Here is a 23,929-nt window from a genome sequence, read left to right as displayed (position 1 = left end):
AGAGCATCATGGTAATCACCGCACCACCGGTCGCGCAGGTCATCGTCGCCGGCGTCGACACCCACCTCGACACGCATCACGCCGCGGTCGTCACGCTCACCGGCCAGGTCGTCGCGGACGCCGCGTTCCCGGCGACCGCCGCGGGTTACCGGCGGCTGCTCGACTGGGTCGCCGCGCACGGCGTGATCGACCGGATGGGGGTGGAGCTGACCGGCTCCTACGGCGCCGGCCTCACCCGCCATCTGCTGGCCGCGGGCGTTACCGTGCTGGAGGTGAACACCGCTGATCGGGCGACCAGGGCACGTCGGGGCAAGGACGACCGCACCGACGCGATCGCCGCCGGCGGCAAGATCCTCGCCGGCACCGCGACCGCGATCCCGAAGGACACCACCGGCGCGATCGAGGCGATGCGGCTGCTCCACTCCGCCCGCGAGAGCGCCGTCAAGGCCCGCACCCAGGCGCTCAACGAACTCCAGGCCGTCCGCACCACCGCTCCCGCGAGCCTGCGCGAGAGCCTCCCAACCGCGACGACGAGCGCGCTCGTCGCCGCCGCCGCCCGGCTGCGCCCCGACACGGCACGGCTGGCGGCACCCGAGCAGGCGGCGAAGCTGGCGCTGCGGCGGCTCGCGACCCGCATCCGGCACCTCACGGAGGAGATCGACGACGCCGAGCGCGACCTGACCGTGCTCGTCGCCGCGACCGCCCCGACGCTGCTAGCCGCGGTCGGCGTCGGCCCGATCACCGCCGCGACGCTGCTAGTCGCGGTCGGTCAGAACATCGACCGCATCCGCTCGGAGGCCGCGCTCGCACGGCTGACCGGCACCGCCCCGATCCCGGTCTCCAGCGGCAGGACCAACCGGCACCGGCTCCATCGCGGCGGCAATCGGCAGGCGAACCGAGCCATCCACACCATCGCCCTCGCCCGCCTCGCCCACGACCAGCGCACCCGCGACTACCGCGACCGACGACTCGCCGAGGGCCTCTCCAAACGCGACGTCATCCGCGTCCTCAAGCGCGCCATCGTCCGAGAGATCTATCGCTGCCTGAAGACCGACCTTGCCAACCTCAGGACATAGAACTATCCAGCGGTGGGGGGATGGGGCTGGACGCCCTACTTCACGACGTCGACCGACTCCGTCGCCGGCGGCAGCGTCAGCGTGCCGGTGCGCGTCATGCGCTCGCTGCGGCGGGCCCGCGCCCACCAGATGGCTCCGAGCGCGAAGGCGATGAGGCACGTGGCTGCCGCGACCAGGATCCCGGACCGGGGGCCGAACGCATCCGCCACCCAGCCGACGATCGGGGCGCCGATCGGCGTGCCGCCCATGAACACGGCGCCGTAGAGCGCCATGACGCGCCCGCGCACCTCGGGGGCGCTCGTGAGCTGCACCATCGAGTTGGCGTTCGTCATGAACAGCTGCGCGGTGAAGCCCGCGACCGCGAGCGCGACGCCGAAGAGGATGATGTGGGGCGAGAGCGCCGCGAACACGCACGCGAGCACGAACGAGCCGATGCCGCCGATGATGTACGTCCACCGCGGCCGCTGGGAGCGTGCCGCGAGCAGCGCGCCCGTCACCGATCCGATCGCCATCGCGCTCGAGAGGATGCCGAAGGTGCTGGCGTCGGACTGGTACTCGACGCTCGTCATCGTCGAGATGTAGATGGGGAAGTTCAGCCCGAACGTGCCGAGGATGAACGCCATCACGAAGACGATGAGCAGGTCTCCGCGCTTCCGCACGTAGCGGAAGCCCTGCACGATGTCACCGAAGCCCTTCGCGCCGCGCGGGCTCGGCTGCAGCTCGCGGGTGCGGATGCGCAGCAGCGCGACGAGCATGGCGATGAAGGTCAGCGCGTTGATGAGGAAGACGGGACCGGGGGCGACGAGCGCGATCAGCACACCCGCGACCGCCGGGCCGATGAGGCGCGCGCCGTGGAACGAGGCGGAGTTGAGGGCGACCGCGTTCGCGATGTCGTCCTGGCCGACGAGCTCCGAGACGAACGCCTGCCGGGCGGGCATGTCGAACGCCTGCACGATGCCGAACGCGAGCGCGAACAGCTGCACGTGCCACAGCTCCACGATCCCGGCGGTGACCACGACGCCGAGGATGAGCGCGAGCACCCCCATGGCGGATTGCGTGACGAGCAGCACCTTGCGCCGGTCGTACTTGTCGGCGATGAGCCCCGAGACCGGCACGAGCAGCAGCTGCGGCCCGAACTGCAAGGCCATGTTGATGCCCACGGCGGTTGCGTCGTTGTTCGTGAGCACGGTCAGGACCGTCCACGAGAGGGCGGTGGACTGCATCCACGCGCCGACGTTCGAGATGAGGGCGCCGGTGAACCACGTGCGGTAGTTGAACAGGCGCAGCGACCGGAACATCATTGCTCGGCCAGCCGTTCGATGATCGGCACGGCGCGCTCGAGCGTGGCGCGGTCCTCGGCGTCGAGCTGCTCGATCGCGTCGGCGAGCGCGCGGTTGCGGCGCTCGCGCGTCTCGTTGATCATCTCCTCGCCCTTCGCGCTGATGCGGAAGATCACCATCCGCCCGTCGCTCGGGTGGGCGCTGCGCTCGACGTAGCCGAACGACTCGAGGTGCTGCAGCGTCTTCACCATGCTGGGCGGCTTGACGCACTCGGCGGCGGCGATGCGGGCGAGCGTCGGCTCCTCGAGCTGCTGCATCGCACCGAGCGCGGAGAGGTGGTGAAGGGAGAGGTTCTCGTCGGCGCGCTCGCGGCGCATGCGGCGTCCCATGCGCACGAGCGCCACTCGGAGGGAGTCGGCGAGGGCGATGGCAGGCATGTCGTTAGTCTACCTCACGATCTGACGCGGGGCCAGGTCGTGAGCTGCTGCTGAGCCGGCGGGGGCACCCGGTCAGCCGGCGACGCGCACGCCCGCGAGGGTGCGGGCACGGTCGAGCAGCAGGTGCGCCGCGGCGGGGCTGCGGTCGACCGCACGGATGCCGTGGCCGAGCAGGTGCAGCGCGGTCAGCGCCGCGGCGTGCGGGTCGTGCAGCCAGCGGTCGGCGGCCGCATCGGCGATGCCCTGCAGCAGCGCGGCGTCGGCGTCGCGGCCCGCCACCTCGTTGCGCACGGCGCTCGCGGTCGCATGGCCGACGAACGCGGCCGTGTCGTCCGCGGGGTCGCCGAGACCGGCCGTGTCGACGTCGATGACGCTCGAGACGCGACCGCCGTCGAAGAAGAGCTGGCCGATGTGCAGGTCGCCGTGCACCACGCGCGGCGGCCCGACGCGCCGCAGCTGCGGCACGAGCGCCGGCAGCAGGGCGCGCACGTCGGCGGCGCGGTCGGGCAGATCAGCCGCGAACCGGCGGAGGTGCCAGTCGACGCGCGAGCCGACGGATGCGCGCGCGATGCGCCGGGTGCGCACGCTCAGCAGGTGCTCGCGCAGGTCGTCGACCGCGTCGAGCAGCTCGTCCGCCGAGAGGCGGCTCGCCGCGACGGGTCCCGGCGTGCCGGTGGCGTCGCGCACCACGACCACCCCGGCGGGCGTCCAGTGCACGACCTCCGGCGCGGGCACGCCCGCCTCGCGGCACGCGCGGTGGATCCCGGCGAGGTCCTCGGCCTCGCCGGGGCGCACGACCTTCACGAACAGGTGCACGCCGTGCTGCGTGAGCCGCACGACGGCGCGACGGCCGGGCCGGTAGGCGAGCACGCGGGCGTTGATGTCGCCCTCGCTGCCCGCGGCGCGCGAGATGCGCGCGAGGCGATCGGGATCGAGCGCGGTGCGGAGCGCCGGCAGCCGGGGGTCGAGCGGATGCTTCCAGATGCGCGCGACCGGAGCGCCGTCGCGCGAGCGGATGACGAAGCCCGTCTCGACCGCGACGGGCTGACGGGAGCTGTCGACGAACCAGTCGCCGGCGTGCTCGCCGGCGTCGACGGTGAAGCGGGCGATGCTGCCCTCGCCGAAGGGCTCGACGGCGATCAGGCGACCGGCGACGCCGATCGCCTTCTCCAGCAGCCGCTGCTCCAGCATCCGTCCATCGTCCCAGCACCGGCTGGGGGACACGCCAGGGCGGAATGCCGCCGGTGCAAAAGTGCGCCGGCGGAGCCGAGCGCGGAGGCCGTGGTGGAGCGGCCGGTGCTAGGCGACGGGCGGCGCCTCAGCGGGCGGCTCCGCGGCGCAGCGGTCGAGCAGCCGCGACCGCAGCGGCGTGAAGACGCGGTCGAGCACCTCGAGCGCCTCGGTGTCGAGCCCGCCGAGGAACAGCTCCTCGACGTGCCGGGCGTGCTGCGGACGTGCCTTGCGCAAGCGCCGGCGTCCGGCATCCGTCAGCACCGCATCCGTGCCGCGACGGTCGACGGCGCTGGGCTCGCGCACGACGAGCCCCTCCTTCTCGAGCGCGGCGATGCGGTAGGTGAGCCGGCCGGGCGCGAACGCGAGCATGCGCGCGAGGTCGCCCATGCGCATCCGTGTGCCTTCGGCCTCCGAGAGCACGAGCAGCACGTTGAAGTCGCCGAGGTCGATGCCGCTCGACGCCTTGAGGCGCCGCTCGAGGTCGTTCTCGAGCAGCCGCGAGCCCTCGAAGTAGGCGCGCCACGCGCGCGGTGCGAGCCGGTCGGGGGTCATGCGTGCCCCAGCATCTGCTCGAACGACAGGAAGGCGTCGCTCGACTCGTCGAAGGGATCGGCCTCGCGGCGTCGGGGCAGCGCGACCATGAGGTCGGCGAGCTCCTTGCCCGCGCGCTGGATGCGGCGGTCGAGACCCGCGCCCGTGCCCCAGTCCTCGCTCGCGGCGAAGACGCCCGTCGGCACCACTTGCGCCTTGAGGTACGTGAACATCGGACGCATCGCGGTGTCCATCACCATCGAGTGCCGCGCGGAGCCGCCGGTCGCGCCGAGTGCCGTCGGGATCGAGGCGAGCTGGCCCTCCTCGATGACGTCGAAGAACGACTTGAACAGCCCCGAGTACGACATGTTGAACGTCGGCGTGACGGCGATGATCGCCTCGGCGTCGACGACCTCGCGGATGGCCGCGGCGAGCGCGTCGGACGGGTTGTGCGTGAGCATGTGCGACGCGATGTCCTGCGCGAGCGGGCGGAGCACGACGTCGACCGCCTCGGTGTGCTGGCCGTGGCCGGCGAGCGCCGCGAGCGTCGCGTCGCGCAGCCGGTCGGCCAGCAGCTTCGTGCTCGACGGCTCGCCGAGGCCGGCCGAGACGACGGCGATGCGGGGGGCGGTCATCGCTCGCCCGCCTGACGCGCGATCGCGGCACCGGTGTCGAGGTCGTCGCGCGACCCCTGCTCCTGCCAGGCGTTTCCCTGCTCGCCCAGCTGCGTGCCCGCCTCGCGAGCCGCGGCGACGCGCGCGGCGTGCGTGGGCGCATCCGGCACGCCGGCCTGGCGCACCGAGTCGAACTCCCGGCGCAGTACCGGCACGACTTCGGTGCCGAGGATCTCGATCTGCTCGAGCACCTCCTCGAGCGGCAGGCCCGCGTGGTCGACGAGGAACATCTGACGCTGGTAGTCGCCGGCGTAGTCGCGGAACGAGAGCGTGCGCTCGATCACCTGCTCGGGCGTGCCGACGGTGAGCGGCGTCGCCTCGGTGAACTCCTCGAGGCTCGGGCCGTGGCCATAGACGGGGGCGACGTCGAAGAAGGGGCGGAAGCGCTCCTTCGCCTCGCGCTCGGTCGACTTCATGAACACCTGGCCGCCGAGGCCCACGATCGCCTGCTCGGGCTCGCCGTGGCCGTAGTGCGCGAAGCGCGAGCGGTACAGCCGGATCATGCGCTCGGTGTGCTCCTTGTTCCAGAAGATGTTGTTGTGGAAGAAGCCGTCGCCGTAGTACGCGGCCTGCTCGGCGATCTGCGGCGAGCGGATCGAGCCGTGCCAGACGAACGGCGCGACGCCGTCGAGCGGCGCGGGCGTCGACGTGTAGCCGGTGAGCGGCGTGCGGTGCTTGCCCTGCCAGTTCACGACCGGCTCGGTCCACAGCTTGCGCAGCAGCGCGTAGTTCTCGATCGCGAGCTCGATGCCGTCGCGGATGTCCTTGCCGAACCAGGGGTAGACCGGGCCGGTGTTGCCGCGCCCGAGCGTGAGGTCGACGCGGCCGTCGGCGAGGTGCTGCAGCATCGCGAAGTCCTCGGCGATCTTCACCGGGTCGTTCGTGGTGATGAGGGTCGTCGCGGTCGAGAGGATGAGCCGCTCGGTCTTCGCGGCGATGTGGCCGAGGATCGTCGTGGGGGAGGAGGAGAAGAACGGCGGGTTGTGGTGCTCGCCGGCGGCGAAGACGTCGAGGCCGACCTCCTCGGCCTTCTGCGCCATCGCGATCCAGCCCTTGATCCGCTCGTGCTCGGTGGGCGTGCGGCCGGTCGTGGGGTCCTGGGTGATGTCGCTCACCGAGAAGATGCCGAACTGCATGCTGCTCATGGTGTTCCTTCCGTCTCCGGCTATTCTTTCAAACTTGAACGACATGTGCAACCGTGTGTGTCGACACCCTATTCCCGGATTCTCAACGTCGCGGGTGGTAGTTCGGGCGTCATTTCCGGGCTGAGCGACCACCGGCGACGTTGAGAAATAGGGTCGGGGGATGCAAGGGGATGCGGTGGGCGAGCGGGTCGCGGATGTCGTCGTGGTCGGGCTCGGCGCGATCGGCTCGAGCGCCGCATGGCGGCTCGCCGCGCGCGGCCTCGACGTGGTCGGCATCGACCAGCACGAGCCGGGGCATCCGTGGGGCGGCTCGCACGGCCGCTCGCGGCTGTTCCGCGTCGCGTGCCTCGAGCATCCGGGGCTGACGCCGATCGCCCGCCGCGCCCGTGACCTGTGGCGGGAGCTCGAGTCGCTGAGCGGGGAGCAGCTGCTGCTCGAGACGGGCGGCATCATGATCGGCCAGCCGGGCTCGCGCATCATCGAGGGCACGCTCGCCGCCGCGCACGAGCACGACCTGCCGGTCGAGCGGCTCGACGCCGCGGCGATCGCCGAGCGGCTGCCCGCCCTTGCTCGGCTCGACCCGGGCGACGTGGGGCTGTGGGATCCCGAGGCCGGGGTGCTGCGCCCCGAGGCGGCGATCGTCGCGGCCGTCGACGCGGCGCGGGCCGCGGGGGCGCGCATCCGCACCGGGGAGCGGGTGCTCGGGATCGAGGTCGACGACGTGGGCGACATCGGCCACGCCGCGGTGACCGTGCGGCTCGAGCGCGGTGACGTGCGCGCCCGGCGCGTGGTGATCGCCGCCGGGCCATGGCTCTCGCAGCTCACCGGCCTGCCGGTGCGGCCGCATCGCGTGGTGATGAGCTGGTTCGGTGCGCGCGAGGGCGCGGACGCGTCGATCGAGCGCATCCCGGTGTTCATCCGCAGCGTGCCCGGCACGGCGGAGTGGATCTGGGGGCACGGCGCACTGCCCGGCGACCTGGCGAAGGTCGGCCCCGAGTTCGACGGGCCCTTCGACGACGACGATCCGGATGCGATCGATCGCGAGATCCATGCGGGCGAGACCGACCACATCCGCGACCTCGTGGCCGCAGCCTTCCCGGACCTCGAGCCGGAGCCCGCCGACCTGACGACCTGCATCATGGCCCACACGCCCGACGGCCAGTTCGTGGTCGGCCCGACGGATGCATCGGGTCGCGTCGTCGTCGCCGGCGGCTGCTCGGGCCACTCGTTCAAGCACGCCTCGGCGCTCGGCGAGCTCGCCGCCCAGTTCGCGACCGACGAGGCCCCCTTCACCGACGCCGCCTTCCTCGACCCCCGCCGCTTCCCGAAGGTCTCAACCGGCTAGCTGGTACCGCGAGGGCACTATCCCCTCGCGGTACCAGCTATCCGGTTGAGACCATCAAGGCTGCTCGGCGGTGACGGTTGCGTCGGCGTCGCCCTGCGCGTCGGCGGGCGCGCGTTGCGCCCGGCTGAGCAGCACGAACGGCACCGCGACCGCCGAGATCGCGCCGCTCAGCAGCAGCGAGAAGCCGTAGCCGCCGAGGTCGGCGCTGCGGCCGAGCACCGGCTGGAACGCGGTGCTGCCCGCCGAGCCCAGCAGCGAGTCGAACGAGAGCACCGTCGCCCGCTGCTTCGAGGGGATGAGGTCGTTGAGGTAGGCGCGATGCACCGGGTCGTCGATGGCCGACGTGACGCCCCACAGCGCCACGAGCGCGACGGCGACCCAGAACTCCTGCACGATCCCGAGCCCCAGCAGCACGACGACGCTCGTGAGCGTGGCGAGCAGGATCGTCGACGTGCGGCGCCGGAACAGCTTGCGCACGAGCGGCGCGATCGCCCCGCCCAGCATCGACGCGCCCGAGAGCAGCGCTGCCGCGAGGCCCGCGATCGAGTACGCCTCCGGGTCGCCCCACAGCAGCAGCAGGTGCGGCTGCAGCGCGTAGAAGACGTAGAACCCGACGCCCGCCGTGAACGGGCTGGCGAGCAGCAGCCAGCGCACCGGCGCGTTGCCGAGCCCGTGCCGCCAGGACGCGCGCAGCACCGTGCGCGTCGCGCGGATGGGGCCCTCGGAGCGGTCGGGCGTGAAGCCGACGTCGCGCATGAGCAGGCCCGCGACGATGATCATCGCGAGCAGCACGCCGGCGCGGATCAGGAACGGCACACCGAGATCGGTCACCTGGGCGACCACGCCGCCGAGCACGGACCCGGAGAGCATCGCCGCGCCGCTCACGATGAGGGAGCGGCCGAACACGGTCTCGAGGGTGCCCTGGTAGCCCGTCGCCTGCAGCGCGTCGACGAGCCACGCGTCGACCGCGCCGGTGAAGAAGGTGAAGCCGAGCCCGAGCAGCACCGACACGAGCGCCCACGCCCAGAACGGCGACTCCCACACCCAGAGCAGCCAGTAGAGCACCGTCGTGACGGCGAGCGTGAGCGTGCCGAGCAGGTACGAGGCGCGGCGCCCGAGCGTGTCGGCGACGACGCCGGTGGGGATCTCGAACACCAGCACGCCCACCGTGTAGAACGCGTTGGCGGCGAAGGCCTCGAGGTTCGACAGCCCGGCGTCGAGCAGGAAGAGCGTGTTGATGCCCCAGATGAACGACGCCGCGAGCGTGTTCCCGAGGGTCAGCACGTAGTAGGTGCCCTGCACGCGGCGCGGCGTGGGCAGGGGGCTCATGGCGCTCAGGATGGCAGAGCGGAGGGGCGCTGGCGAGTGGCCATCGTCATCACCCTTCGGCGCTCACGGGACCCCTTCCACCAATGGGGACCCGGTGCACCGGGTCCCCGTTGGTGGAGCGGGTCCCGGGCGCGCTGTTCGCTAGTCGCGGGGCCGCTCGACCGGTGCCGCGGGCGCTGCGGGCGCTGCGGGCGCGACGGCGGGCGGCGCATGGTCGTCACGCGCATCCGCACGGGGACCGCGGAGCCGCTCGAGCGCATCCATCAGGTGGTAGATCACGAGCGTGGCGACCGTGCCGAGCACGATGCCCTCGAACACGAGCTCGCCCGCGGTGATCGTGTAGTTGGCGATCGCGACGATGAGGCCGACGCCGGCGGCGAACTGGTTGCGCGGCACCGAGAAGTCGACGCGGTTCTCGATCCAGATGCGCACGCCGATGATGCCGATGAGGCCGTAGAGCGCGGTGGTGACGCCGCCGAGCACGCCGGCGGGCACCGCGAAGATGATCTCGCCGACCTTGGGGGAGAGTCCGAGCAGGATCGCGGTGATCGCCGCGACCCAGTAGGCGGCGGTCGAGAACACGCGCGTGGCGCTCATCACGCCGATGTTCTCGCCGTAGGTGGTCGTCGCCGAGCCGCCGAACAGGCCGGCGAGCACGGTCGCGCCGCCGTCGGCCATGAGCGCGCGCCCGGCGAGCGGGTCGAGGTCGCGGTCGAGCAGCTGGCCGACGCCCTTCACGTGGCCGAGGTTCTCGGCGATGAGCGGCAGCACCACGGGCACGAACAGCAGCAGCGCGGGGACCATGGCGGGATCGAGGCTCGGCATCTGGAACTGCGGCAGCCCCACCCACGCGGCCGCCTCGACCTTCGACCAGTCGACCCCTCCGGTCGCCGCGGCGACGGCGTAGCCGACCACGACCCCGACCAGGATGGCCAGCCGCCCGATGAGGCCGCGGAAGAGGACCGCGGTGAGGATGATCGCGCCGAGCGTGATGACGGACAGCAGCGGATCCTTGGCGAAGTTGTCTCGGGCCGCGGGCGCGAGGTTGAAGCCGATCAGCGCGACGATCGTGCCGGAGACGACCGGCGGCATGACGGCGCCGATCCAGCGGGTGCCTGCGAAGTGGACGACGAGCCCGACGAGCGCGAGCAGCGCCCCGACGAGCACGATGCCGGCGAGCGCGAAGCCCTGGCCGCCGATCGCGGTCGCGGCGCCGATCGGCGCGAGGAACGCGAACGACGAGCCGAGATAGCTGGGCAGCCGGTTCTGCGTGATGATCAGGAACAGGATCGTGCCGACGCCCGAGAACAGCAGCGTCGTCGACGGCGGGAAGCCCGTGATGATCGGCACGAGGAAGGTCGCGCCGAACATGGCCACGACGTGCTGCATGCCGAGCCCGATCGTGCGGCCCCACGAGAGTCGCTCCTCGGGGAGCACGAGCTCGGATGCGTGCAGGCGGCTGTCGTCGCGGCGGCTCCAGGTGAACATGCGGCTCCTCGGTCTGCTGGGCCGAGCGCTCGACTGCTGCGAGGGCTCGGATGGCAGCGGGCCGGCCGCCTTCGGGATGCTACTCGTCGCCCTGCCCGCGCCACGCATCCGGTGTCGCGGATGCGTGACGCGACGCCACGGCCCGCGGCTCCACTGCTCAGTACGCCACTGCTCAGTACGCCTGCGCGCGCTGCTCGGTGATGACGTGCAGCAGCACGAAGCGGTCGCCCTCGCGCCACAGCTCGAGCGCGGCGGCGACGGCCTCCGGCACCTCGCGGTCGGTCTCCACCCGGATGCCGTGACCGCCGTAGGCGCGCGCGAGCATCGCGAAGTCGGGGTTCTCGAGCTGCGTGCCCGAGATGCGGCCGGGGTGGCGGCGCTCCTGGTGCGTGCGGATCGTGCCGTACTCCTGGTTGTCCACCAGGATCACGAGCGGCGTCGCGCCGACCTGCGCAGCGGTCGCGAGCTCCTGGCCGTTCATGAGGAACTCGCCGTCGCCCGCGATCGAGACGACCTCGCGGTCGGGGAAGTGGAGCGAGGCGGCCACCGCCGACGGGATCGAGTAGCCCATCGACCCGTTGCCGCAGCTCACCATCGAGGGGTAGCTGCGGGTGGGGAAGTAGCGGTGCGCCCAGTTCGTGTGCTCACCGGCGCCGAACGTGACGAGCGCGTGCTCGTCGAGCTGCGGCACGAGGTGCGCCATGACCGTGGCCATCGACGCCCGGCCGTCACCCGGCGTGCGATCGGGCAGCGCGCTGAACGCCGTCTGCTGCTCGCGGAGCCTCGCGGTCCACTGCGAGCGGCGCTCATCCGCCGCGAGCTCGATCTGCTCGAGGTCGCGCACGAAGGCGCTCGGGCGGGCGAGGATGTGGTGGCTGACGGCGCCCGAGCGGCCGCGCAATGTCGGGTCGATCGAGACCAGGAAGTTGCGGCGCTGCCAGCCCTGGCGCACGAGGAAGCCGTTGGTGATGACGTCGCCGGGCAGGGTGCCGACGAAGACCAGCAGATCGCACTCCTCGAGCACGTCGAGGGTGGGCTTGGGCCGCCCGTAGCCGATCGGCCCGGCGTAGGAGGGCGAGTCGAAGGGCACGATGCCCTCGGTGCGCCACTCGGCGACGGCCGGCAGCTGGTGCCGCTCGAGCCAGCGCGTGAGGCGCTGCGACGCATCCGCGTCCCAGTCGCTGCCGCCCGTGACGAACAGCGGCTTCTCGGCGTCGTCCAGCGCATCGCGCAGCGCATCGAGGTCGTTCGTCGTCATGCCGCCGTCGGCGACGGGCAGCTGGGGCTGCGGGTGGCGCTCGACGGTCTCGCGGATGACGTCCTCCGGTAGGCCGATGACCACCGGTCCCGGGCGTCCGGCGCGGGCCAAGAACATCGCGTCGGCGACCACCTCCTGCGCGCGCTCGGCGACGTCGAGGATCACCACGCTCTTCGCGCCGGCGCCGAACCAGCCGTCGACGTCGAACTCCTGGAAGGCCTCCTTGTGGCGGTGCGCCAGCGGGATGAGCCCGATGAACAGCACCATCGGCGTCGAGTCCTGCCAGGCCGTGTGCACACCGACGAGCGCGTTCGCGGCCCCTGGCCCGCGCGTCACCATCGCGACGCCCGGGAGCGGCCCGATCTTCCCCTCGGCCTCGGCCATGTAGGCGGCGCCGCCCTCGTGCCGGCACACGACCGTCTCGATCGACGAGTCGTGCAGGCCGTCGAGCACCTCGAGGTAGCTCTCGCCCGGCACGACGAAGGCGCGCTGGATGCCGTGCTCCTCGAGCACTCGGACGATGGCGTGGCCCGCGGTCTCGGTCGTCGGTGCGGCCGCGGTGGCGTCATGGGTGGGCTGGGGCGCGAGCGTGGGGGCGATGTCGAGCTGCGTCAAGACGAGTCCTTGTTTCGGCAATGCAAAGGGGGAGGAGCGAGGGCTGCGCGACCAGGTGCGGTCGCTCGAGCGGGATTCGCGAGCCGAGCGTCCAGGGATGGCGGACGACGTTGTGCAGATCGGGGTGCCGAACTGCTCCGAGCGTATGGATGGCGCCACCGGGTGCTCCGCGCCTCTCGAGCGAAAGTTCGCCCCGTCTTCGCTCAGTGTCAAGAGTTCGGGCATCCTGCGGCCAGCGGCATGCGCCCCGAACGGCGTCGCGATCTCGGTGGTCTGCGCGTGGGCGGCGGCCGCTAGCGTGATCCCGTGACCGAGCACATCAGCGTCCGGGGCGCTCGCGAGAACAACCTGCGCGACGTCGACGTCGACATCCCCAAGCGGCAGCTGAGCGTCTTCACCGGCGTCTCGGGCTCCGGCAAGTCGAGCCTCGTGTTCGGCACCATCGCCGCCGAGTCGCGGCGGCTCATCGACGAGACGTACGAGGCGTTCGTGCAGGGCTTCATGCCGCCGTCGCCGCAGCCCGACGCCGACAGCCTCGAGGGGCTCACGGCGGCGATCCTCGTCGGGCAGGACCAGATGGGCGCGAACTCGCGCTCCACGGTCGGCACGGCGACGGATGCGTACACGATGCTCCGCATCCTGTGGTCGCGGGTCGGCGAGCCCAGACTCGATTCGTCGGTGATGTTCTCGTTCAACGACCCGCGCGGCATGTGCATGGCGTGCGAGGGGCTGGGCCGGGTCTCGACCATCGACGTCGACGTGATCGTCGACCGCTCGAAGAGCCTCAACGAGGGCGCGATCGACTTCCCGAACTACACGGTCGGCACCTGGTACTGGAAGATCTACGCCGAGTCGGGGCTGCTCGACCCCGACAAGCGCGTCGCCGACTACACCGCCGACGAGCTGCACACCTTCCTCCACGGCGAGGAGCGGAAGGTCAACTTCGCCGGCTTCAACATGTCCTACGAGGGGCTCATCCCGAAGCTGCGGAAGTCGGTGTTCGTCAAGGACGTCGACTCCATGAAGCCGACGCTGCGCGCTGTCGTCGAGCGGGCGGCGACCTTCGAGGCGTGCCCCGAGTGCGGGGGCTCCCGCCTGAACGCCGCGGCGCGCGAGGTGCGGGTGCAGGGCAAGACGATCGGCGAGGCGACGGCGATGCAGCTGACCGACCTCGCGCCGTTCGTGGCGTCGATTCCGCCGAACGCCGGCGGGGCGGCGACCGCGCCGCTGCGGGCGAAGCTCGTCGACCTGCTCGAGACGTTCGACGCGATCGGCCTCGGCTACCTGTCGCTCGACCGGCCGGCTGGCTCGCTCTCGGGCGGTGAGGCGCAGCGCACGAAGATGGTGCGGCACATGGGCTCGGCGCTCACCGACGTCACGTACGTCTTCGACGAGCCGACCGCGGGCCTCCACCCGCACGACGTCGAGCGCATGAACGGACTGCTCAGCCGCCTGCGCGACAAGGGCAACACCGTGCTCGTCGTCGAGCACAAGCCCGAGGTGATGGCGATCGCCGACCGCATCGTCGACATGGGCCCCGGCGCCGGCGTGCACGGCGGCACCGTCGTGTTCGAGGGCACCTTCGACGAGCTGCGCGCCTCCGGCACCCGCACCGGCGAGCACCTCGAGCACCGCCAGCAGCTGAAGGAGTCGGTGCGCACGCCCTCCGGACGCATCGAGATCCGGGATGCGCGCGAGCACAACCTGCGGGGCGTCGACGTGGATGTGCCCACGGGCGTCCTCGTCGCCGTCACGGGGGTGGCGGGCTCGGGGAAGTCGTCGCTCATCCACGGCTCGCTGCCCCGGGACGGCGCGACGTTCGTCGACCAGACCGAGATCCGCGGCTCGCGGCGGTCGAACCCGGCCACCTACACGGGCATCCTCGAACCCATCCGCAAGGCGTTCGCATCCGCCAACGGGGTGAAGCCCGCGCTGTTCAGCGCGAACTCCGAGGGTGCCTGCCCCGAGTGCAAGGGGCTCGGCGTCATCTACTCCGACCTCGCGTTCATGGCCGGCGTGACGACCCCGTGCGAGCTGTGCGGCGGGCGCCGCTTCACCGCGGAGGTGCTCGAGTACGACCTGCGCGGCAAGTCGATCGGCGACGTGCTCGACATGTCGGTCGAGGAGGCGCAGCAGTTCTTCACCGAGAAGCAGGTGCAGCCGATGCTCGGCCGGCTCGTCGACGTGGGCCTCGGCTACATCCGGCTCGGCCAGACGCTCACGACTCTCTCGGGCGGTGAGCGGCAGCGGCTCAAGCTCGCGATCGAGATGGGCACGACCGCGGCCGTGATCGTGCTCGACGAGCCGACCACCGGCCTGCACATGGCCGATGTCGACAACCTCGTCGGGCTGCTCGACCGCATCGTCGACGCCGGCCGCACGGTGATCGTCATCGAGCACAACCTCGACGTCGTCTCGCGGGCCGACTGGCTCATCGACCTCGGCCCCGGCGCCGGCGCGCAGGGCGGCACGGTCGTCTTCGAGGGCACGCCCGCGGCGCTCGCGGCCGACCCCGGCGACTCGCTCACGGGCCGCCACCTCGCGAAGCGCCTGGCCCCCGCGTGATCCTCAACGTCGCCAGTGGTCGCTCGGCCGCCATGCGCGGTCGTGCGACCACTGGCGACGTTGAGATTCGGGATCAGGGCCGCTGGGAGGCGAGCTCGCGGACGGCGGCGGCGACCGCGTCGGGCCGGTCGCTCGCGATGTAGTGGCCCGCGCCGGCAGCTGTGGAGACCCGCAGATCGTCGGCGGTGCCCCGCCAGGGGCCGAGCCTCGCCTCCGTCATCACCGGATCCTTGCCGGCGAGCACGATGCGCGTCGGCACCGAGAGGTGCCGGCCGTCGTAGTCGCCGCGCGACAGCCGCGCCATGCCCGGCAGGATGAGCCGCCGGTAGATCGCCGACAGCCCACGCGCGTGCTCGGGCTTCCGCCAGACGGCGAGGAACGCCTCCCGCTCGGCCTCGTCGAACGTCGCATCCGGCCAGTCGAGCATGTACCGCACCGTGCCCTGCCGACCCGACCTGGCTGCGAGCGGCCCGAGGCCCGGTGCCGCGAGCACGGGCTGGAACCACAGCCGCCACAGCTGCGGCACCATCGCGAGCGACGGCCGGGTCCACGGATGCGGCGAGCCGAGCGCCACGAGGCCCGCGATCCGATCCGGGTGGTCGAAGGCGATCCGCCAGCCCATGAAGCCGCTGTAGTCGTGCGTGACGAGGATGGGCCGATCCAGCTCGAGCGCGTCGAGCAGTCCCAGCACGTCGCGTAGCTGCGTCTCGACGTCGAAGCCGGTGCCGGGGCCCGTCGTCCAGCCGCTGCCGCGGAGGTCCGGCATCACGAGCCCGTGCTCAGCGGACAGCTCGGGGATCACGCGCCGCCATTCGAACCAGTGCTGCGGGGAGCCGTGCAGCAGCACGACGGGGTTGCCGTGGCCGGCCTCCGCGACGTGCATGTCGAGGCCGCCCAGCCGGATCCAGCGGTGCGTCACGCCCGCCACCTCAGGCATGGGCACGGTGGTCGGGGGCTTCATGGCGGCACGCTACTACGATCGTAGTACGGTGTCGAGGGACGGATCTGGGAGGTGCGTCGTAGGGTGACGGCGATGAGGGGCACGCGGGAGCGCATCGTCGACGCAGCGATCGAGCTGCTCGGCACCGAGGGTCTGCGGTCGCTCACGCACCGGCGGGTCGACGATCGCGCGGCACTGCCGGCGGGATCGACGTCCAACCACTTCCGCACCCGCGCCGCCCTGCTGGAGGGGGCGATCGACGGCATCGTGGCGGGTGAGATGGCCGAGCTGCGGGATGCGCTCAGCCCCGACGATCCCGAGGGCCTCGTCGAGGCGGTCGCCGGCCTGGTCGAGCTCGTCACCGGGCCGCAGCGCGTGGCCACGACCGCCCGCCATGTGCTCTTCCTCGAGGCGGCCCACGACGCGGCGCTGCGCTCGCGGCTCGCGGCGGATCGAGGCGGCTACGTGGCGGCGGTGCGCGGGGCGCTCGAGCACCTCGGCGCACCCGAGCCCTCCGCTGCGGCGGAGGCGCTCATGGCGCTCAGCGAGGGGCTGATCCTGCACCGCATCGCGCGCCACGACGCAACCGACCCCCGCCCGGCCATCGCCGTCGCGGTGCGCGGCGCACTGGCCTGACCGGCCTGCCCGAGCCGATGCGGATGCGGGCGGATGCGAGCCCGCAGCGGCCCCGGTCGTAGAATCCGCACGTGCCCCAGTTCACTGCCCTGCGCGAGGAGTCCACCTTCGTCGACCTCCAGGGCGTGACGATCCACACGTACCGCTGGAAGCCCGGCAAGCCCACCGGCGTCGTGCTGATCGTGCACGGGCTCGGCGAGCACGCGCTGCGCTACGAGCACGTCGCGCAGCGGCTCGTGCAGGCCGGCTACGCCGTCTGGGCGCTCGACCAGCGCGGGCATGGCGCCACGGGCATCGAGCAGCACGGCGGCGACATCACGAAGCTCGGCAGGCTGGGCCCGGGCGGCATGCGCGCGGTCGTCGGCGACCTCGTGAACGTGCTGCGGCGCATCCGCGGCGAGCACCCGGGGCTGCCCGTCGCGATCCTCGGCCACTCGTGGGGCTCGCTCGTGACGCAGATGCTGCTGAGCACCCGCGCGGAGCTCGTCGACGCGGCGGTGCTCAGCGGCACCGCGTACTCGATGCCCGGCTGGGTGAAGGCCGGCGATCTCAACGCCCGCCACATGCACCTGGGCGAGACCGGCTTCGAGTGGCTCTCGCGCGACCAGGCGGTGATCGACGCCTTCGTCACCGATCCGCTGACCTTCCCCGCGAAGGCGGCCCAGGCCTTCGGCATCATCGAGGGCCTGCGCCTCTACCAGGTGCCGAGCAAGCGCATCCCGCCCGGTCTGCCGCTGCTCATCGCGGGCGGCTCCGACGACTCGATGGCCGGCCCGAGGTCGCTGCGCCGGCTCGGCGAGGCCTATCGCCGTCGCGGCCTCACCGACGTGACCGTCACGATCTACCCCGGCGCGCGCCACGAAATCCTCAACGAGATCAACAAGTCGAAGGTGCTCGACGACCTCGTCGCGTGGCTCGACCTCAAGCTCGTGCCGAGCGCGCGACCCGAGTAGCACCGACTCAGTCGGCGGATGCGTCGGGCTCGACCACGACGCAGCACCGGCCGGGCGCGGGGTCGAGCCGCGCCCGCAGCCGACCGGGCGCCACGGCAGCGGCGACCCCGCCGAGCAGCGCCTCGTTCATGCCGCACACCAGGCCGGTGTGCGCGCGCGACAGCTCGTGGAACGGGCAATTCGCGAGCTCGATGCCGTGCTCGGTGCGGTGCGGCTCGTAGCCGTGCGCTGCGAGCACGGCGGCCGCCGCGGCGAGCGGGTCGTCGTCGGCACCCGGGCCGTGCTCGGTGCCGGCGGAAGCCGCCGCGCCCAGCTCGCGGCCGCGGTCGGCGGCGACGCGCGCGACGGCATCCGTCACCGGCTCGCCCGTCTCGGACGCCGCGTCGATCGCGGTGGCGAGCAGCGATCCCGCCAGGTCGTACTCCCGCGGCGGCAGCGATACCGCGACGTCGCGGGATGCCCGGCGATAGCGCTTCGCGGGCCGGCCCGCTCCGGGGCCGGTGCGACCATCGGGCCGGGCGTAGTCGGTCTCGAGCAGGCCGGCCTGCTCGAGCCGCTCGAGGTGGAAGCGGGCTCGGTGCACGGGCATCCCGAGGGCGGCAGCCGCCTCCTCGCGCCCGACTGGCTGGCGCTGCGCGATCACGTACCAGTACAGCGCGCGGCGGGCGTCGTCGGCGATGGCGCCGATCGCACTCGCGTCGTCTTCGAATGGCATCAGGGCCTTCCGCGTCTCTATCTGAGGAGCATCTTGACGGTAGAGTACTCGCGGTCTATCGTGCAGACAAGTATTCGATAGAGCGATCCGCAGCGACGCCGATCGGGTCGCCGCTCGCAGATCCCGAGAGAGAGGAGCGGTGCCATGGTCACGACGAAGTCTCCAGCCACCGCGCGCAGCACGCGCAGCGCAACGGACTGGGCGTTCATGCTGCTCAGGTCGGCGTTCACGGTCGCCCCGATCGTGTTCGGCATCGACAAGTTCACCAACCTGCTCACCGACTGGACGCAGTACCTCGCGCCCTGGATCGATGGCATCGTGCCCGGCGACGCGCAGTTCGCCATGTGGGGCGTCGGCATCGTCGAGATCGCCGCCGGTCTGCTCGTCGCGATCCGCCCGAGGTGGGGCGGATGGGTCGTGGCGGCCTGGCTCGCGGGCATCATCGTCAACCTGCTGACGCTGCCGGGCTACTTCGACGTGGCGCTGCGCGATGTCGGCCTGCTCGCGGGCGCCGTGGCGCTCGCGCTGCTGGCCGGTGATCGAGAGCGGCTCGCCAGGCGACCCTGAGCGCCCGCGCTCACGGACCCGAGTTCGGCACGCGGACCCCCGATCGCGGGTCCGGGCGCCGATCTCGGGTCCGCTTCGCGCGTGGGCGGCTGGTGCGGGCGCCCGCTTAGGGTGGAGGCATGCACGGCGAGTACAAGGTCCCCGGCGGCAAGCTCGTGGTCGTCGATCTCGAGGAGCAGGACGGCCGCATCGCCGGCTTCCGGCTCGCGGGCGACTTCTTCCTCGAGCCCGACGAGGCGCTCGGCGCGATCGACGCGGCCGTGAACGGCCTGCCGATCACCGCATCCGCCACCGAGATCGGCGAGGCGATCAGGGCCGGCCTCCCCGAGGGCGCGGTGCTGCTCGGCTTCACCCCTGAGGCGGTGGGCGTCGCCATCCGCCGTGCGCTGCAGCACGCGAGCTCGTTCAGCGACTACTCGTGGACGATCATCGACGACCAGCCGCGCCTGCCGATCGTGCACGTCGCGCTCGACGAGGTGCTCACCGAGGAGGTCGCGAAGGGCCATCGCGGCCCGACGCTGCGCTTCTGGAACCTCTCGGGTCCGGCCGTCTACCTCGGCTCGTTCCAGTCGTTCAAGAACGAGGTCGAGCCGGAGGCGGCCGAGCGCCACGGCATCCCCGTGCTGCGCCGGATCACCGGCGGCGGCGCCATGTTCTCCGAGCCCGACAACGCCATCACCTACTCCCTCTACGTGCCCGGCGACCTCGTGCAGGGCATGAGCTTCCAGGACTCGTACGCGTTCCTGGATGCGTGGGTCATCGAGGCGCTGAAGGGGCTCGGCATCGACGCGTTCTACGCGCCGCTCAACGACATCACGTCGGCCAAGGGCAAGATCGGCGGCGCCGCGCAGAAGCGGCTGGCCGGCGGCGCCGTGCTGCATCACGCGACCATGTCGTACGACATCGACGCCGACAAGATGACCGAGGTGCTGCGGATCGGCAAGGAGAAGCTCTCGGACAAGGGCACCACGAGCGCCAAGAAGCGGGTCGACCCGCTGCGGTCGCAGACGGGCATGGAGAAGGCGGCCGTGCAGGATGCGCTGAAAGCCACCTTCCGTCGGCTCTACGGCGGCACCGACGGCGCGCTCACCGACGTCGAGCTCGCCGAGGCCGACGAGCGCATCCGCTCGAAGTTCGGCACGAAGGAGTGGCTCCACCGCGTGCCGTGAGCGCCGGATTCCGAGCAACTGGACACCTTCGGTCCCTATCGTTGGCGGTCTCATGGACTTCTCGCTCGAATTCACGCCCGACCTCCTCGCCATCTTCCTCACGCTCTTCGTGCTGGAGATCGTGCTCGGCGTCGACAACGTCATCTTCATCTCGATCCTCGCCGCGAAGCTCCCCGAGAGCCAGCGCGCGAAGGCACGCAACCTCGGCCTCACCCTCGCGATGGTCATGCGCATCGGCCTCGTGCTGCTCGCCGGCTGGATCATCACGCTCAACAACGACCTCTTCACGCTGTTCGGCATGGGGTTCTCAGGCCGCGACCTCATCCTCATCGGCGGCGGCGGCTTCCTGATCTACAAGGCCGTCCACGAGATCCACCTGAAGCTCGAGGGCGAGGAGGAGCACGCGGCGTCCGCCGTCAAGGCGACGTTCGCCGCGGTGCTCACGCAGATCCTGCTGATGGACCTCGTGTTCTCGCTCGACTCGGTCATCACCGCCGTGGGCATGACGAGCAACATGGTCGTCATCATCACCGCCGTCGTGGTCTCGTTCGGCTTGCTGCTGTTCTCGGCGAAGTACATCTCCGAGTTCGTGAACCGCCACCCGACGGTGAAGATGCTCGCGCTGTCGTTCCTGCTGCTGATCGGCGCCTTCCTCATCGCGGAGGGCTTCGGCTTCCACATCGACAAGGCGTTCATCTACGGCCCGATGGTGTTCGCGGTGCTGGTCGAGGCGCTCAACCTGTGGGCGTCGCGCAACCGCGCCAAGAAGCGCGGCAAGGCGGCGGAGCCGGTGAAGCTGCACGACACGCTGAGCCCCGAGACGGTGATCGCCGGCGCGGCGACCGGCCAGGGTGGTGCTGCGATCGACCAGGGCGGCGCGACGGTCGAGGGCGCTCCGCGGGACGGCGAGCGCCGCTGAGCCTTGTCCCATCCGGGTCGACCGGCTTGGATGGGGCCATGACGGAGCAGCACTCGCACGTGGTCGTCGGTGACGACTCCGACCGCTCGCGCTACGAGGCGCACATCGGCGATCACCTCGCCGGTGTGCTCGCGTACTACGACGACGAGGAGACGGGGGAGCGCACGCTCCGCCACACCGTCGTCGGCGAGGAGTTCGGCGGCCACGGGGTGGGGAGCGCGCTCGCGAGCTTCGCGATGCAGGATGCGCGGGATGCCGGACGCAAGATCGTGCCGCAGTGCACGTTCGTGCAGAGCTGGCTCGTGAAGCACCCGCAGCACGCCGAGCTGGTCGCGCACGAGTACCGCCCCTGACCCCGCTCCCGCTGGTCGAGCAGCACGGCGGCGCGGCCGCCGCCTGCCTCCCGTTGGTCGAGTGGCACGGCGACGCAGCGGCCTCGCCCCTGCTCCCGTTGGTCGAGTAGCACGGTGGCGAAGCCGCCGCGCCCCTCCTCCCGTTGGTCGAGTAGCACGGTGGCGAAGCCGCCGCGCGTATCGAGACCGAAGAGCTCTGTCCCTTCGATAGGGACCCGACGGGCGACGTGCCGTACGATGGTCCCGGCCGGTCACCCGGCCACGCGGATGTAGTTCAATGGCAGAACTTCAGCTTCCCAAGCTGATAGCGCGGGTTCGATTCCCGTCATCCGCTCCACTGCTTCCCCAGGTCAGACGAGTGTCAGGCCCGCGGCACCCGACCCGGCGGCGACCTGCGCGCGCTGCGGACCTTCCGTTACCGTTGCGTGCAAGCGAACGTGTCCCTATGCTGTGCGCCGACAGGGACGGCAGGTGACGGCGGGATGGCTGACGACCAGAGGACCGGGCGGGTCTTCGGGGCGCTGTTCATCATCACCTTCCTCACCTCGATCCCTGCGGCGCTGCTGTTCGCACCCGTTCTGCAAGACCCTGCTGGCTACCTCGCGGGTGGGGGGAGCGACACGCAGATCCACGTGGCCGCATTCCTGGAGTTCTTGCTGATCATCTCGAACGTCGGAACAGCCGTCGTCCTCTACCCGATCGCGATGCGCCGCTACCCGACGCTCGCGATAGCCTTCGTCGCCGCTCGGATCATGGAGAGTGTCTTCATCGCATCCGGGGTCATGTTCGTGCTCGCGATCGTCGCCCTGCGCCACGAGGCTCCCCAGGCCGTCGACGTCGGTGTCTCACTCGCAGCGCTGAAGGACTTGTCCTTCCTCTTCGGCCCAGGTCTTGTCGTCCCGATCGGGAACGGCCTCATCCTCGGCTACCTGATGTACCGCTCTGGCCTCGTCCCGCGACGCATGGCCTGGTTCGGTCTCATCGGAGGGCCACTCCTCCTGATCGGGCAGCTCGGCGTGCTCTTCGACGTGTGGGACGCAGGAAGCGCGGCGCGCCTCCTTGTTGTCCCGGAGGCCATCTGGGAGCTGTTCGTCGGCTTCTACTGCGCCCTGCGGGGGTTCAGGCGGGATAGTCCCATCCTCACCGGTGAGCCATGACTCTCGAGCCTGAGCCGGGTCCACGCAGCCCGTCGACCCGGTCGACCGATGCCCTGCCCAAGCGGTGGCAACAGCTGCTCGCTCTGTCCGGCTTCGCGTTCGCAGTGCTCCTGGTCCTCGGCTGGTTCCTGAGTGGTGGCAACACGCCGGATTACACGGCGAGCGACGCGGACTGGGCGGCCTGGGCGGCCGAGGTCGGGCCGAGGAGCGGCATCGGCGCGTCCCTCATCCTTCTTGGGGGCGTCGCGTTCCTGTACTTCGCCGCAGCCGTCAGAACGACACTGGGGAGCACGGAGCCGACAGGTCGCGGGTCAACGTCGCATCCGCGACCAGCGGGGGTGCCGATGCGGACCCGGTCGCCATCAGAGCGGTGGCATCCGCGTCCGCCGGTCCGTACCTGGTTGCCGCGATGGGCTTCGCCGCTTTCCTCAGCGCCGTCGGCCTGTCGACGCTGAGGAGCCGTTCCTTCCCCCGTTGGACCGGAGTCGTGGCATTCGTCGGAGCGGTTGCCTTCCTCATCACGTCCTTGACGGCCGTCGTAGGCCTCGGTGAGGACAGCGTGTTCGGGTACGGCTTCCTCCCCGGCATCCTGGCACTGGTGATCTGGTCGATGGCAGCGAGTATCGCCGAGTTCCGCAGAGCGGCCTGATCCTCCGGATCGGGCCCTTCGTCGTCCTCCGCCCACAGGACCCCCGGCGCCCTCACGCCTACGCTCGTCCTATGCATTCCACGACCCGCCTCGACGACAGCGGGCGCCCGTGAGCGCCGAAGCGAAGCCCAGACGCCGCCGCGGCGGCCGCGCGCTCATCGTGCTGGCCATCATCCTCGTGGTCCTGGCGGCGCTCGCGGTGGTCGCTGAGCTGGTCGCCCGCCAGATGGTGCCGAGCACCATCCGCTCCACCGTCGTCCAGCGGCTCGAGCTGCCGGCCGATCACCCCGTCGACGTGGACGTCGACGGCATCCTCATCCCGCAGCTGATCGTGGGCACGCTCGACGACGTGCGCATCGCCTCCCAGGACGTGACGGTCGGCGCCTTCAGCGGCGATGTCACCGCGCACGGCCAGGGCGTCCCGATCCGCGCCGACGGACCGGCCGCCGGCGGTACCGCCGAGGTGCGCATGAGCACCGAGCAGCTGCGCTCCCTACTCGCCACCATCGACGGCTTCCCGGCCGAGACGATCGAGCTCGAGGCGCCGAACGTCACCGCGTCGACCGAGGTGGAGCTGCTCGGCGCGCGCATCCCGCTCGGCCTGGTGCTCGAGCCCCGGGCCGCCGACGGCGACCTCGTCCTCACCCCTGTCGAGGGCACCGTCGCGCAGGCGACCGTCACCGCAGACCAGCTGCGGCAGCAGTTCGGCAGCCTGCTCGACCCGGTCCTGCAGGACCGCAGCGTCTGCATCGCGTCCTCGGTGCCCGCCGCGCTCACCCTGGAGTCGATCGAGGTGGTCGACGACGAGCTCGTCGCCGGCTTCAGCGTCGACGGTGGCATCATCGACGATCCGGCGCTGCAGGCGAACGGCACCTGCTGACGTCGGGGCAGCCGC

23 protein-coding genes and 1 tRNA gene are annotated in these 23,929 nt (G+C 71.5%); 13 read left to right on the top strand and 11 right to left on the bottom strand.

All coding sequences use genetic code 11. The annotated features are described in order from the left end of the window. Positions 1–8: 8 nt before the first annotated feature. Positions 9–1,076 carry an IS110 family transposase gene (locus ACLQ21_RS10340; protein ID WP_425663397.1) on the top strand — a complete coding sequence of 356 codons (1,068 nt, stop codon included), beginning with the start codon at positions 9–11 and terminating at the stop codon, positions 1,074–1,076. 35 nt (positions 1,077–1,111) lie between these two features. Here the strand turns inward: ACLQ21_RS10340 and ACLQ21_RS10335 are convergent, their stop codons facing one another. From ACLQ21_RS10335 to ACLQ21_RS10310, 6 genes are all read right to left on the bottom strand, one after another. After that, a complete protein-coding gene (locus ACLQ21_RS10335) occupies positions 1,112–2,377 on the bottom strand; it encodes an MFS transporter (protein ID WP_425663395.1) in 1,266 nt (421 codons plus the stop codon). Beyond that, positions 2,374–2,793 (bottom strand): MarR family winged helix-turn-helix transcriptional regulator, encoded by a 420-nt coding sequence (locus ACLQ21_RS10330; protein WP_425663393.1) that lies wholly within the window; start codon positions 2,791–2,793, stop codon positions 2,374–2,376. The genes ACLQ21_RS10335 and ACLQ21_RS10330 overlap by 4 nt, the downstream gene beginning before the upstream one ends. A gap of 72 nt (positions 2,794–2,865) precedes the next feature. After that, the gene (locus ACLQ21_RS10325; protein WP_425663391.1) at positions 2,866–3,984 is read right to left on the bottom strand and encodes a phosphotransferase family protein; all 1,119 of its coding nucleotides are present in this window, start codon (positions 3,982–3,984) and stop codon (positions 2,866–2,868) included. 108 nt (positions 3,985–4,092) lie between these two features. Then, positions 4,093–4,578: a MarR family winged helix-turn-helix transcriptional regulator gene (locus ACLQ21_RS10320; RefSeq protein ID WP_425663389.1), complete on the bottom strand. Its 486-nt coding sequence runs from the start codon at positions 4,576–4,578 to the stop codon at positions 4,093–4,095. Next, positions 4,575–5,192: a CE1759 family FMN reductase gene (locus ACLQ21_RS10315; RefSeq protein ID WP_425663387.1), complete on the bottom strand. Its 618-nt coding sequence runs from the start codon at positions 5,190–5,192 to the stop codon at positions 4,575–4,577. Before ACLQ21_RS10315 ends, ACLQ21_RS10320 begins: the two co-directional genes overlap by 4 nt. Further along, positions 5,189–6,367: an LLM class flavin-dependent oxidoreductase gene (locus tag ACLQ21_RS10310; protein WP_425663434.1), complete on the bottom strand. Its 1,179-nt coding sequence runs from the start codon at positions 6,365–6,367 to the stop codon at positions 5,189–5,191. Before ACLQ21_RS10310 ends, ACLQ21_RS10315 begins: the two co-directional genes overlap by 4 nt. Positions 6,368–6,536: 169 nt before the next feature. On the opposite strand from ACLQ21_RS10310, the gene solA reads away from it, so the two are divergent. Further along, positions 6,537–7,721: an N-methyl-L-tryptophan oxidase gene (gene solA, locus ACLQ21_RS10305; protein ID WP_425663385.1), complete on the top strand. Its 1,185-nt coding sequence runs from the start codon at positions 6,537–6,539 to the stop codon at positions 7,719–7,721. Positions 7,722–7,775: 54 nt separating this feature from the next. Here solA and ACLQ21_RS10300 read toward each other — a convergent pair whose 3' ends face one another. The 3 genes from ACLQ21_RS10300 to ACLQ21_RS10290 form a co-directional block, all read right to left on the bottom strand. Beyond that, positions 7,776–9,050, bottom strand: a complete 1,275-nt coding sequence (locus ACLQ21_RS10300) for an MFS transporter (RefSeq protein ID WP_425663383.1) — start codon at positions 9,048–9,050, stop codon at positions 7,776–7,778. 141 nt (positions 9,051–9,191) lie between these two features. Further along, positions 9,192–10,538, bottom strand: a complete 1,347-nt coding sequence (locus ACLQ21_RS10295) for a uracil-xanthine permease family protein (protein WP_425663382.1) — start codon at positions 10,536–10,538, stop codon at positions 9,192–9,194. 172 nt (positions 10,539–10,710) lie between these two features. Continuing rightward, positions 10,711–12,411 (bottom strand): thiamine pyrophosphate-dependent enzyme, encoded by a 1,701-nt coding sequence (locus tag ACLQ21_RS10290; RefSeq protein ID WP_425663380.1) that lies wholly within the window; start codon positions 12,409–12,411, stop codon positions 10,711–10,713. Positions 12,412–12,717: 306 nt separating this feature from the next. Here ACLQ21_RS10290 and ACLQ21_RS10285 point away from each other — a divergent pair, with 306 nt between their 5' ends. Further along, positions 12,718–14,976, top strand: coding sequence for an ATP-binding cassette domain-containing protein (locus ACLQ21_RS10285; RefSeq protein ID WP_425663378.1), 2,259 nt, complete (start codon positions 12,718–12,720; stop codon positions 14,974–14,976). A gap of 73 nt (positions 14,977–15,049) precedes the next feature. Here the strand turns inward: ACLQ21_RS10285 and ACLQ21_RS10280 are convergent, their stop codons facing one another. Next, on the bottom strand, positions 15,050–15,937 hold the full coding sequence (locus tag ACLQ21_RS10280) for an alpha/beta fold hydrolase (RefSeq protein WP_425663377.1): 888 nt from the start codon (positions 15,935–15,937) through the stop codon (positions 15,050–15,052). A gap of 72 nt (positions 15,938–16,009) precedes the next feature. On the opposite strand from ACLQ21_RS10280, the gene ACLQ21_RS10275 reads away from it, so the two are divergent. Next, positions 16,010–16,552 (top strand): TetR/AcrR family transcriptional regulator, encoded by a 543-nt coding sequence (locus ACLQ21_RS10275; protein ID WP_425663375.1) that lies wholly within the window; start codon positions 16,010–16,012, stop codon positions 16,550–16,552. Between the two features lie 71 nt (positions 16,553–16,623). Next, complete coding sequence (locus ACLQ21_RS10270; RefSeq protein WP_425663374.1) at positions 16,624–17,505, top strand: alpha/beta fold hydrolase; 882 nt, start codon at positions 16,624–16,626, stop codon at positions 17,503–17,505. A 7-nt stretch (positions 17,506–17,512) separates the two neighbouring features. Here the strand turns inward: ACLQ21_RS10270 and ACLQ21_RS10265 are convergent, their stop codons facing one another. Continuing rightward, complete coding sequence (locus ACLQ21_RS10265; protein ID WP_425663372.1) at positions 17,513–18,220, bottom strand: helix-turn-helix transcriptional regulator; 708 nt, start codon at positions 18,218–18,220, stop codon at positions 17,513–17,515. Between the two features lie 144 nt (positions 18,221–18,364). Here ACLQ21_RS10265 and ACLQ21_RS10260 point away from each other — a divergent pair, with 144 nt between their 5' ends. The 8 genes from ACLQ21_RS10260 to ACLQ21_RS10225 all read left to right on the top strand — a co-directional run bounded on the left by ACLQ21_RS10260 (position 18,365) and on the right by ACLQ21_RS10225 (position 23,914). Continuing rightward, positions 18,365–18,787 carry a hypothetical protein gene (locus ACLQ21_RS10260; protein WP_425663370.1) on the top strand — a complete coding sequence of 141 codons (423 nt, stop codon included), beginning with the start codon at positions 18,365–18,367 and terminating at the stop codon, positions 18,785–18,787. A 119-nt stretch (positions 18,788–18,906) separates the two neighbouring features. Then, the gene (locus ACLQ21_RS10255) at positions 18,907–19,956 is read left to right on the top strand and encodes a lipoate--protein ligase family protein (RefSeq protein WP_425663368.1); all 1,050 of its coding nucleotides are present in this window, start codon (positions 18,907–18,909) and stop codon (positions 19,954–19,956) included. Positions 19,957–20,008: 52 nt separating this feature from the next. Beyond that, positions 20,009–20,875 (top strand): TerC family protein, encoded by an 867-nt coding sequence (locus ACLQ21_RS10250; RefSeq protein WP_425663367.1) that lies wholly within the window; start codon positions 20,009–20,011, stop codon positions 20,873–20,875. 38 nt (positions 20,876–20,913) lie between these two features. After that, a complete protein-coding gene (locus ACLQ21_RS10245) occupies positions 20,914–21,228 on the top strand; it encodes a GNAT family N-acetyltransferase (RefSeq protein WP_425663365.1) in 315 nt (104 codons plus the stop codon). 263 nt (positions 21,229–21,491) lie between these two features. After that, positions 21,492–21,565 (top strand) — tRNA-Gly (locus tag ACLQ21_RS10240). A 145-nt stretch (positions 21,566–21,710) separates the two neighbouring features. Continuing rightward, positions 21,711–22,385, top strand: a complete 675-nt coding sequence (locus ACLQ21_RS10235) for a DUF4386 domain-containing protein (protein ID WP_425663364.1) — start codon at positions 21,711–21,713, stop codon at positions 22,383–22,385. 370 nt (positions 22,386–22,755) lie between these two features. Continuing rightward, positions 22,756–23,034, top strand: coding sequence for a hypothetical protein (locus ACLQ21_RS10230; RefSeq protein WP_425663362.1), 279 nt, complete (start codon positions 22,756–22,758; stop codon positions 23,032–23,034). Positions 23,035–23,143: 109 nt separating this feature from the next. Beyond that, positions 23,144–23,914 (top strand): LmeA family phospholipid-binding protein, encoded by a 771-nt coding sequence (locus ACLQ21_RS10225; protein ID WP_425663360.1) that lies wholly within the window; start codon positions 23,144–23,146, stop codon positions 23,912–23,914. The last annotated feature ends 15 nt before the right edge of the window (positions 23,915–23,929 follow it).

Origin of the sequence: Agrococcus sp. DT81.2 (assembly GCF_049844935.1) — a bacterium.
Classification (GTDB): Bacteria; Actinomycetota; Actinomycetes; order Actinomycetales; family Microbacteriaceae; genus Agrococcus.
Note: the sequence above shows the minus strand (reverse complement) of the source record. Positions and strands in the feature narration are given on the sequence as shown.

What these genes read in the sequence shown, in the direction of transcription:
- ACLQ21_RS10340 (WP_425663397.1), top strand. Translation starts at nt 9, where the DNA reads ATGGTAATCACCGCACCACCGGTCGCGCAGGTCATCGTCGCCGGCGTC.
- ACLQ21_RS10335 (WP_425663395.1), bottom strand. Translation starts at nt 2,377, where the DNA reads ATGATGTTCCGGTCGCTGCGCCTGTTCAACTACCGCACGTGGTTCACC.
- ACLQ21_RS10330 (WP_425663393.1), bottom strand. Translation starts at nt 2,793, where the DNA reads ATGCCTGCCATCGCCCTCGCCGACTCCCTCCGAGTGGCGCTCGTGCGC.
- ACLQ21_RS10325 (WP_425663391.1), bottom strand. Translation starts at nt 3,984, where the DNA reads ATGCTGGAGCAGCGGCTGCTGGAGAAGGCGATCGGCGTCGCCGGTCGC.
- ACLQ21_RS10320 (WP_425663389.1), bottom strand. Translation starts at nt 4,578, where the DNA reads ATGACCCCCGACCGGCTCGCACCGCGCGCGTGGCGCGCCTACTTCGAG.
- ACLQ21_RS10315 (WP_425663387.1), bottom strand. Translation starts at nt 5,192, where the DNA reads ATGACCGCCCCCCGCATCGCCGTCGTCTCGGCCGGCCTCGGCGAGCCG.
- ACLQ21_RS10310 (WP_425663434.1), bottom strand. Translation starts at nt 6,367, where the DNA reads ATGCAGTTCGGCATCTTCTCGGTGAGCGACATCACCCAGGACCCCACG.
- solA (WP_425663385.1), top strand. Translation starts at nt 6,537, where the DNA reads ATGCAAGGGGATGCGGTGGGCGAGCGGGTCGCGGATGTCGTCGTGGTC.
- ACLQ21_RS10300 (WP_425663383.1), bottom strand. Translation starts at nt 9,050, where the DNA reads ATGAGCCCCCTGCCCACGCCGCGCCGCGTGCAGGGCACCTACTACGTG.
- ACLQ21_RS10295 (WP_425663382.1), bottom strand. Translation starts at nt 10,538, where the DNA reads ATGTTCACCTGGAGCCGCCGCGACGACAGCCGCCTGCACGCATCCGAG.
- ACLQ21_RS10280 (WP_425663377.1), bottom strand. Translation starts at nt 15,937, where the DNA reads ATGAAGCCCCCGACCACCGTGCCCATGCCTGAGGTGGCGGGCGTGACG.
- ACLQ21_RS10275 (WP_425663375.1), top strand. Translation starts at nt 16,010, where the DNA reads ATGAGGGGCACGCGGGAGCGCATCGTCGACGCAGCGATCGAGCTGCTC.
- ACLQ21_RS10265 (WP_425663372.1), bottom strand. Translation starts at nt 18,220, where the DNA reads ATGCCATTCGAAGACGACGCGAGTGCGATCGGCGCCATCGCCGACGAC.
- ACLQ21_RS10260 (WP_425663370.1), top strand. Translation starts at nt 18,365, where the DNA reads ATGGTCACGACGAAGTCTCCAGCCACCGCGCGCAGCACGCGCAGCGCA.
- ACLQ21_RS10255 (WP_425663368.1), top strand. Translation starts at nt 18,907, where the DNA reads ATGCACGGCGAGTACAAGGTCCCCGGCGGCAAGCTCGTGGTCGTCGAT.
- ACLQ21_RS10250 (WP_425663367.1), top strand. Translation starts at nt 20,009, where the DNA reads ATGGACTTCTCGCTCGAATTCACGCCCGACCTCCTCGCCATCTTCCTC.
- ACLQ21_RS10245 (WP_425663365.1), top strand. Translation starts at nt 20,914, where the DNA reads ATGACGGAGCAGCACTCGCACGTGGTCGTCGGTGACGACTCCGACCGC.
- ACLQ21_RS10235 (WP_425663364.1), top strand. Translation starts at nt 21,711, where the DNA reads ATGGCTGACGACCAGAGGACCGGGCGGGTCTTCGGGGCGCTGTTCATC.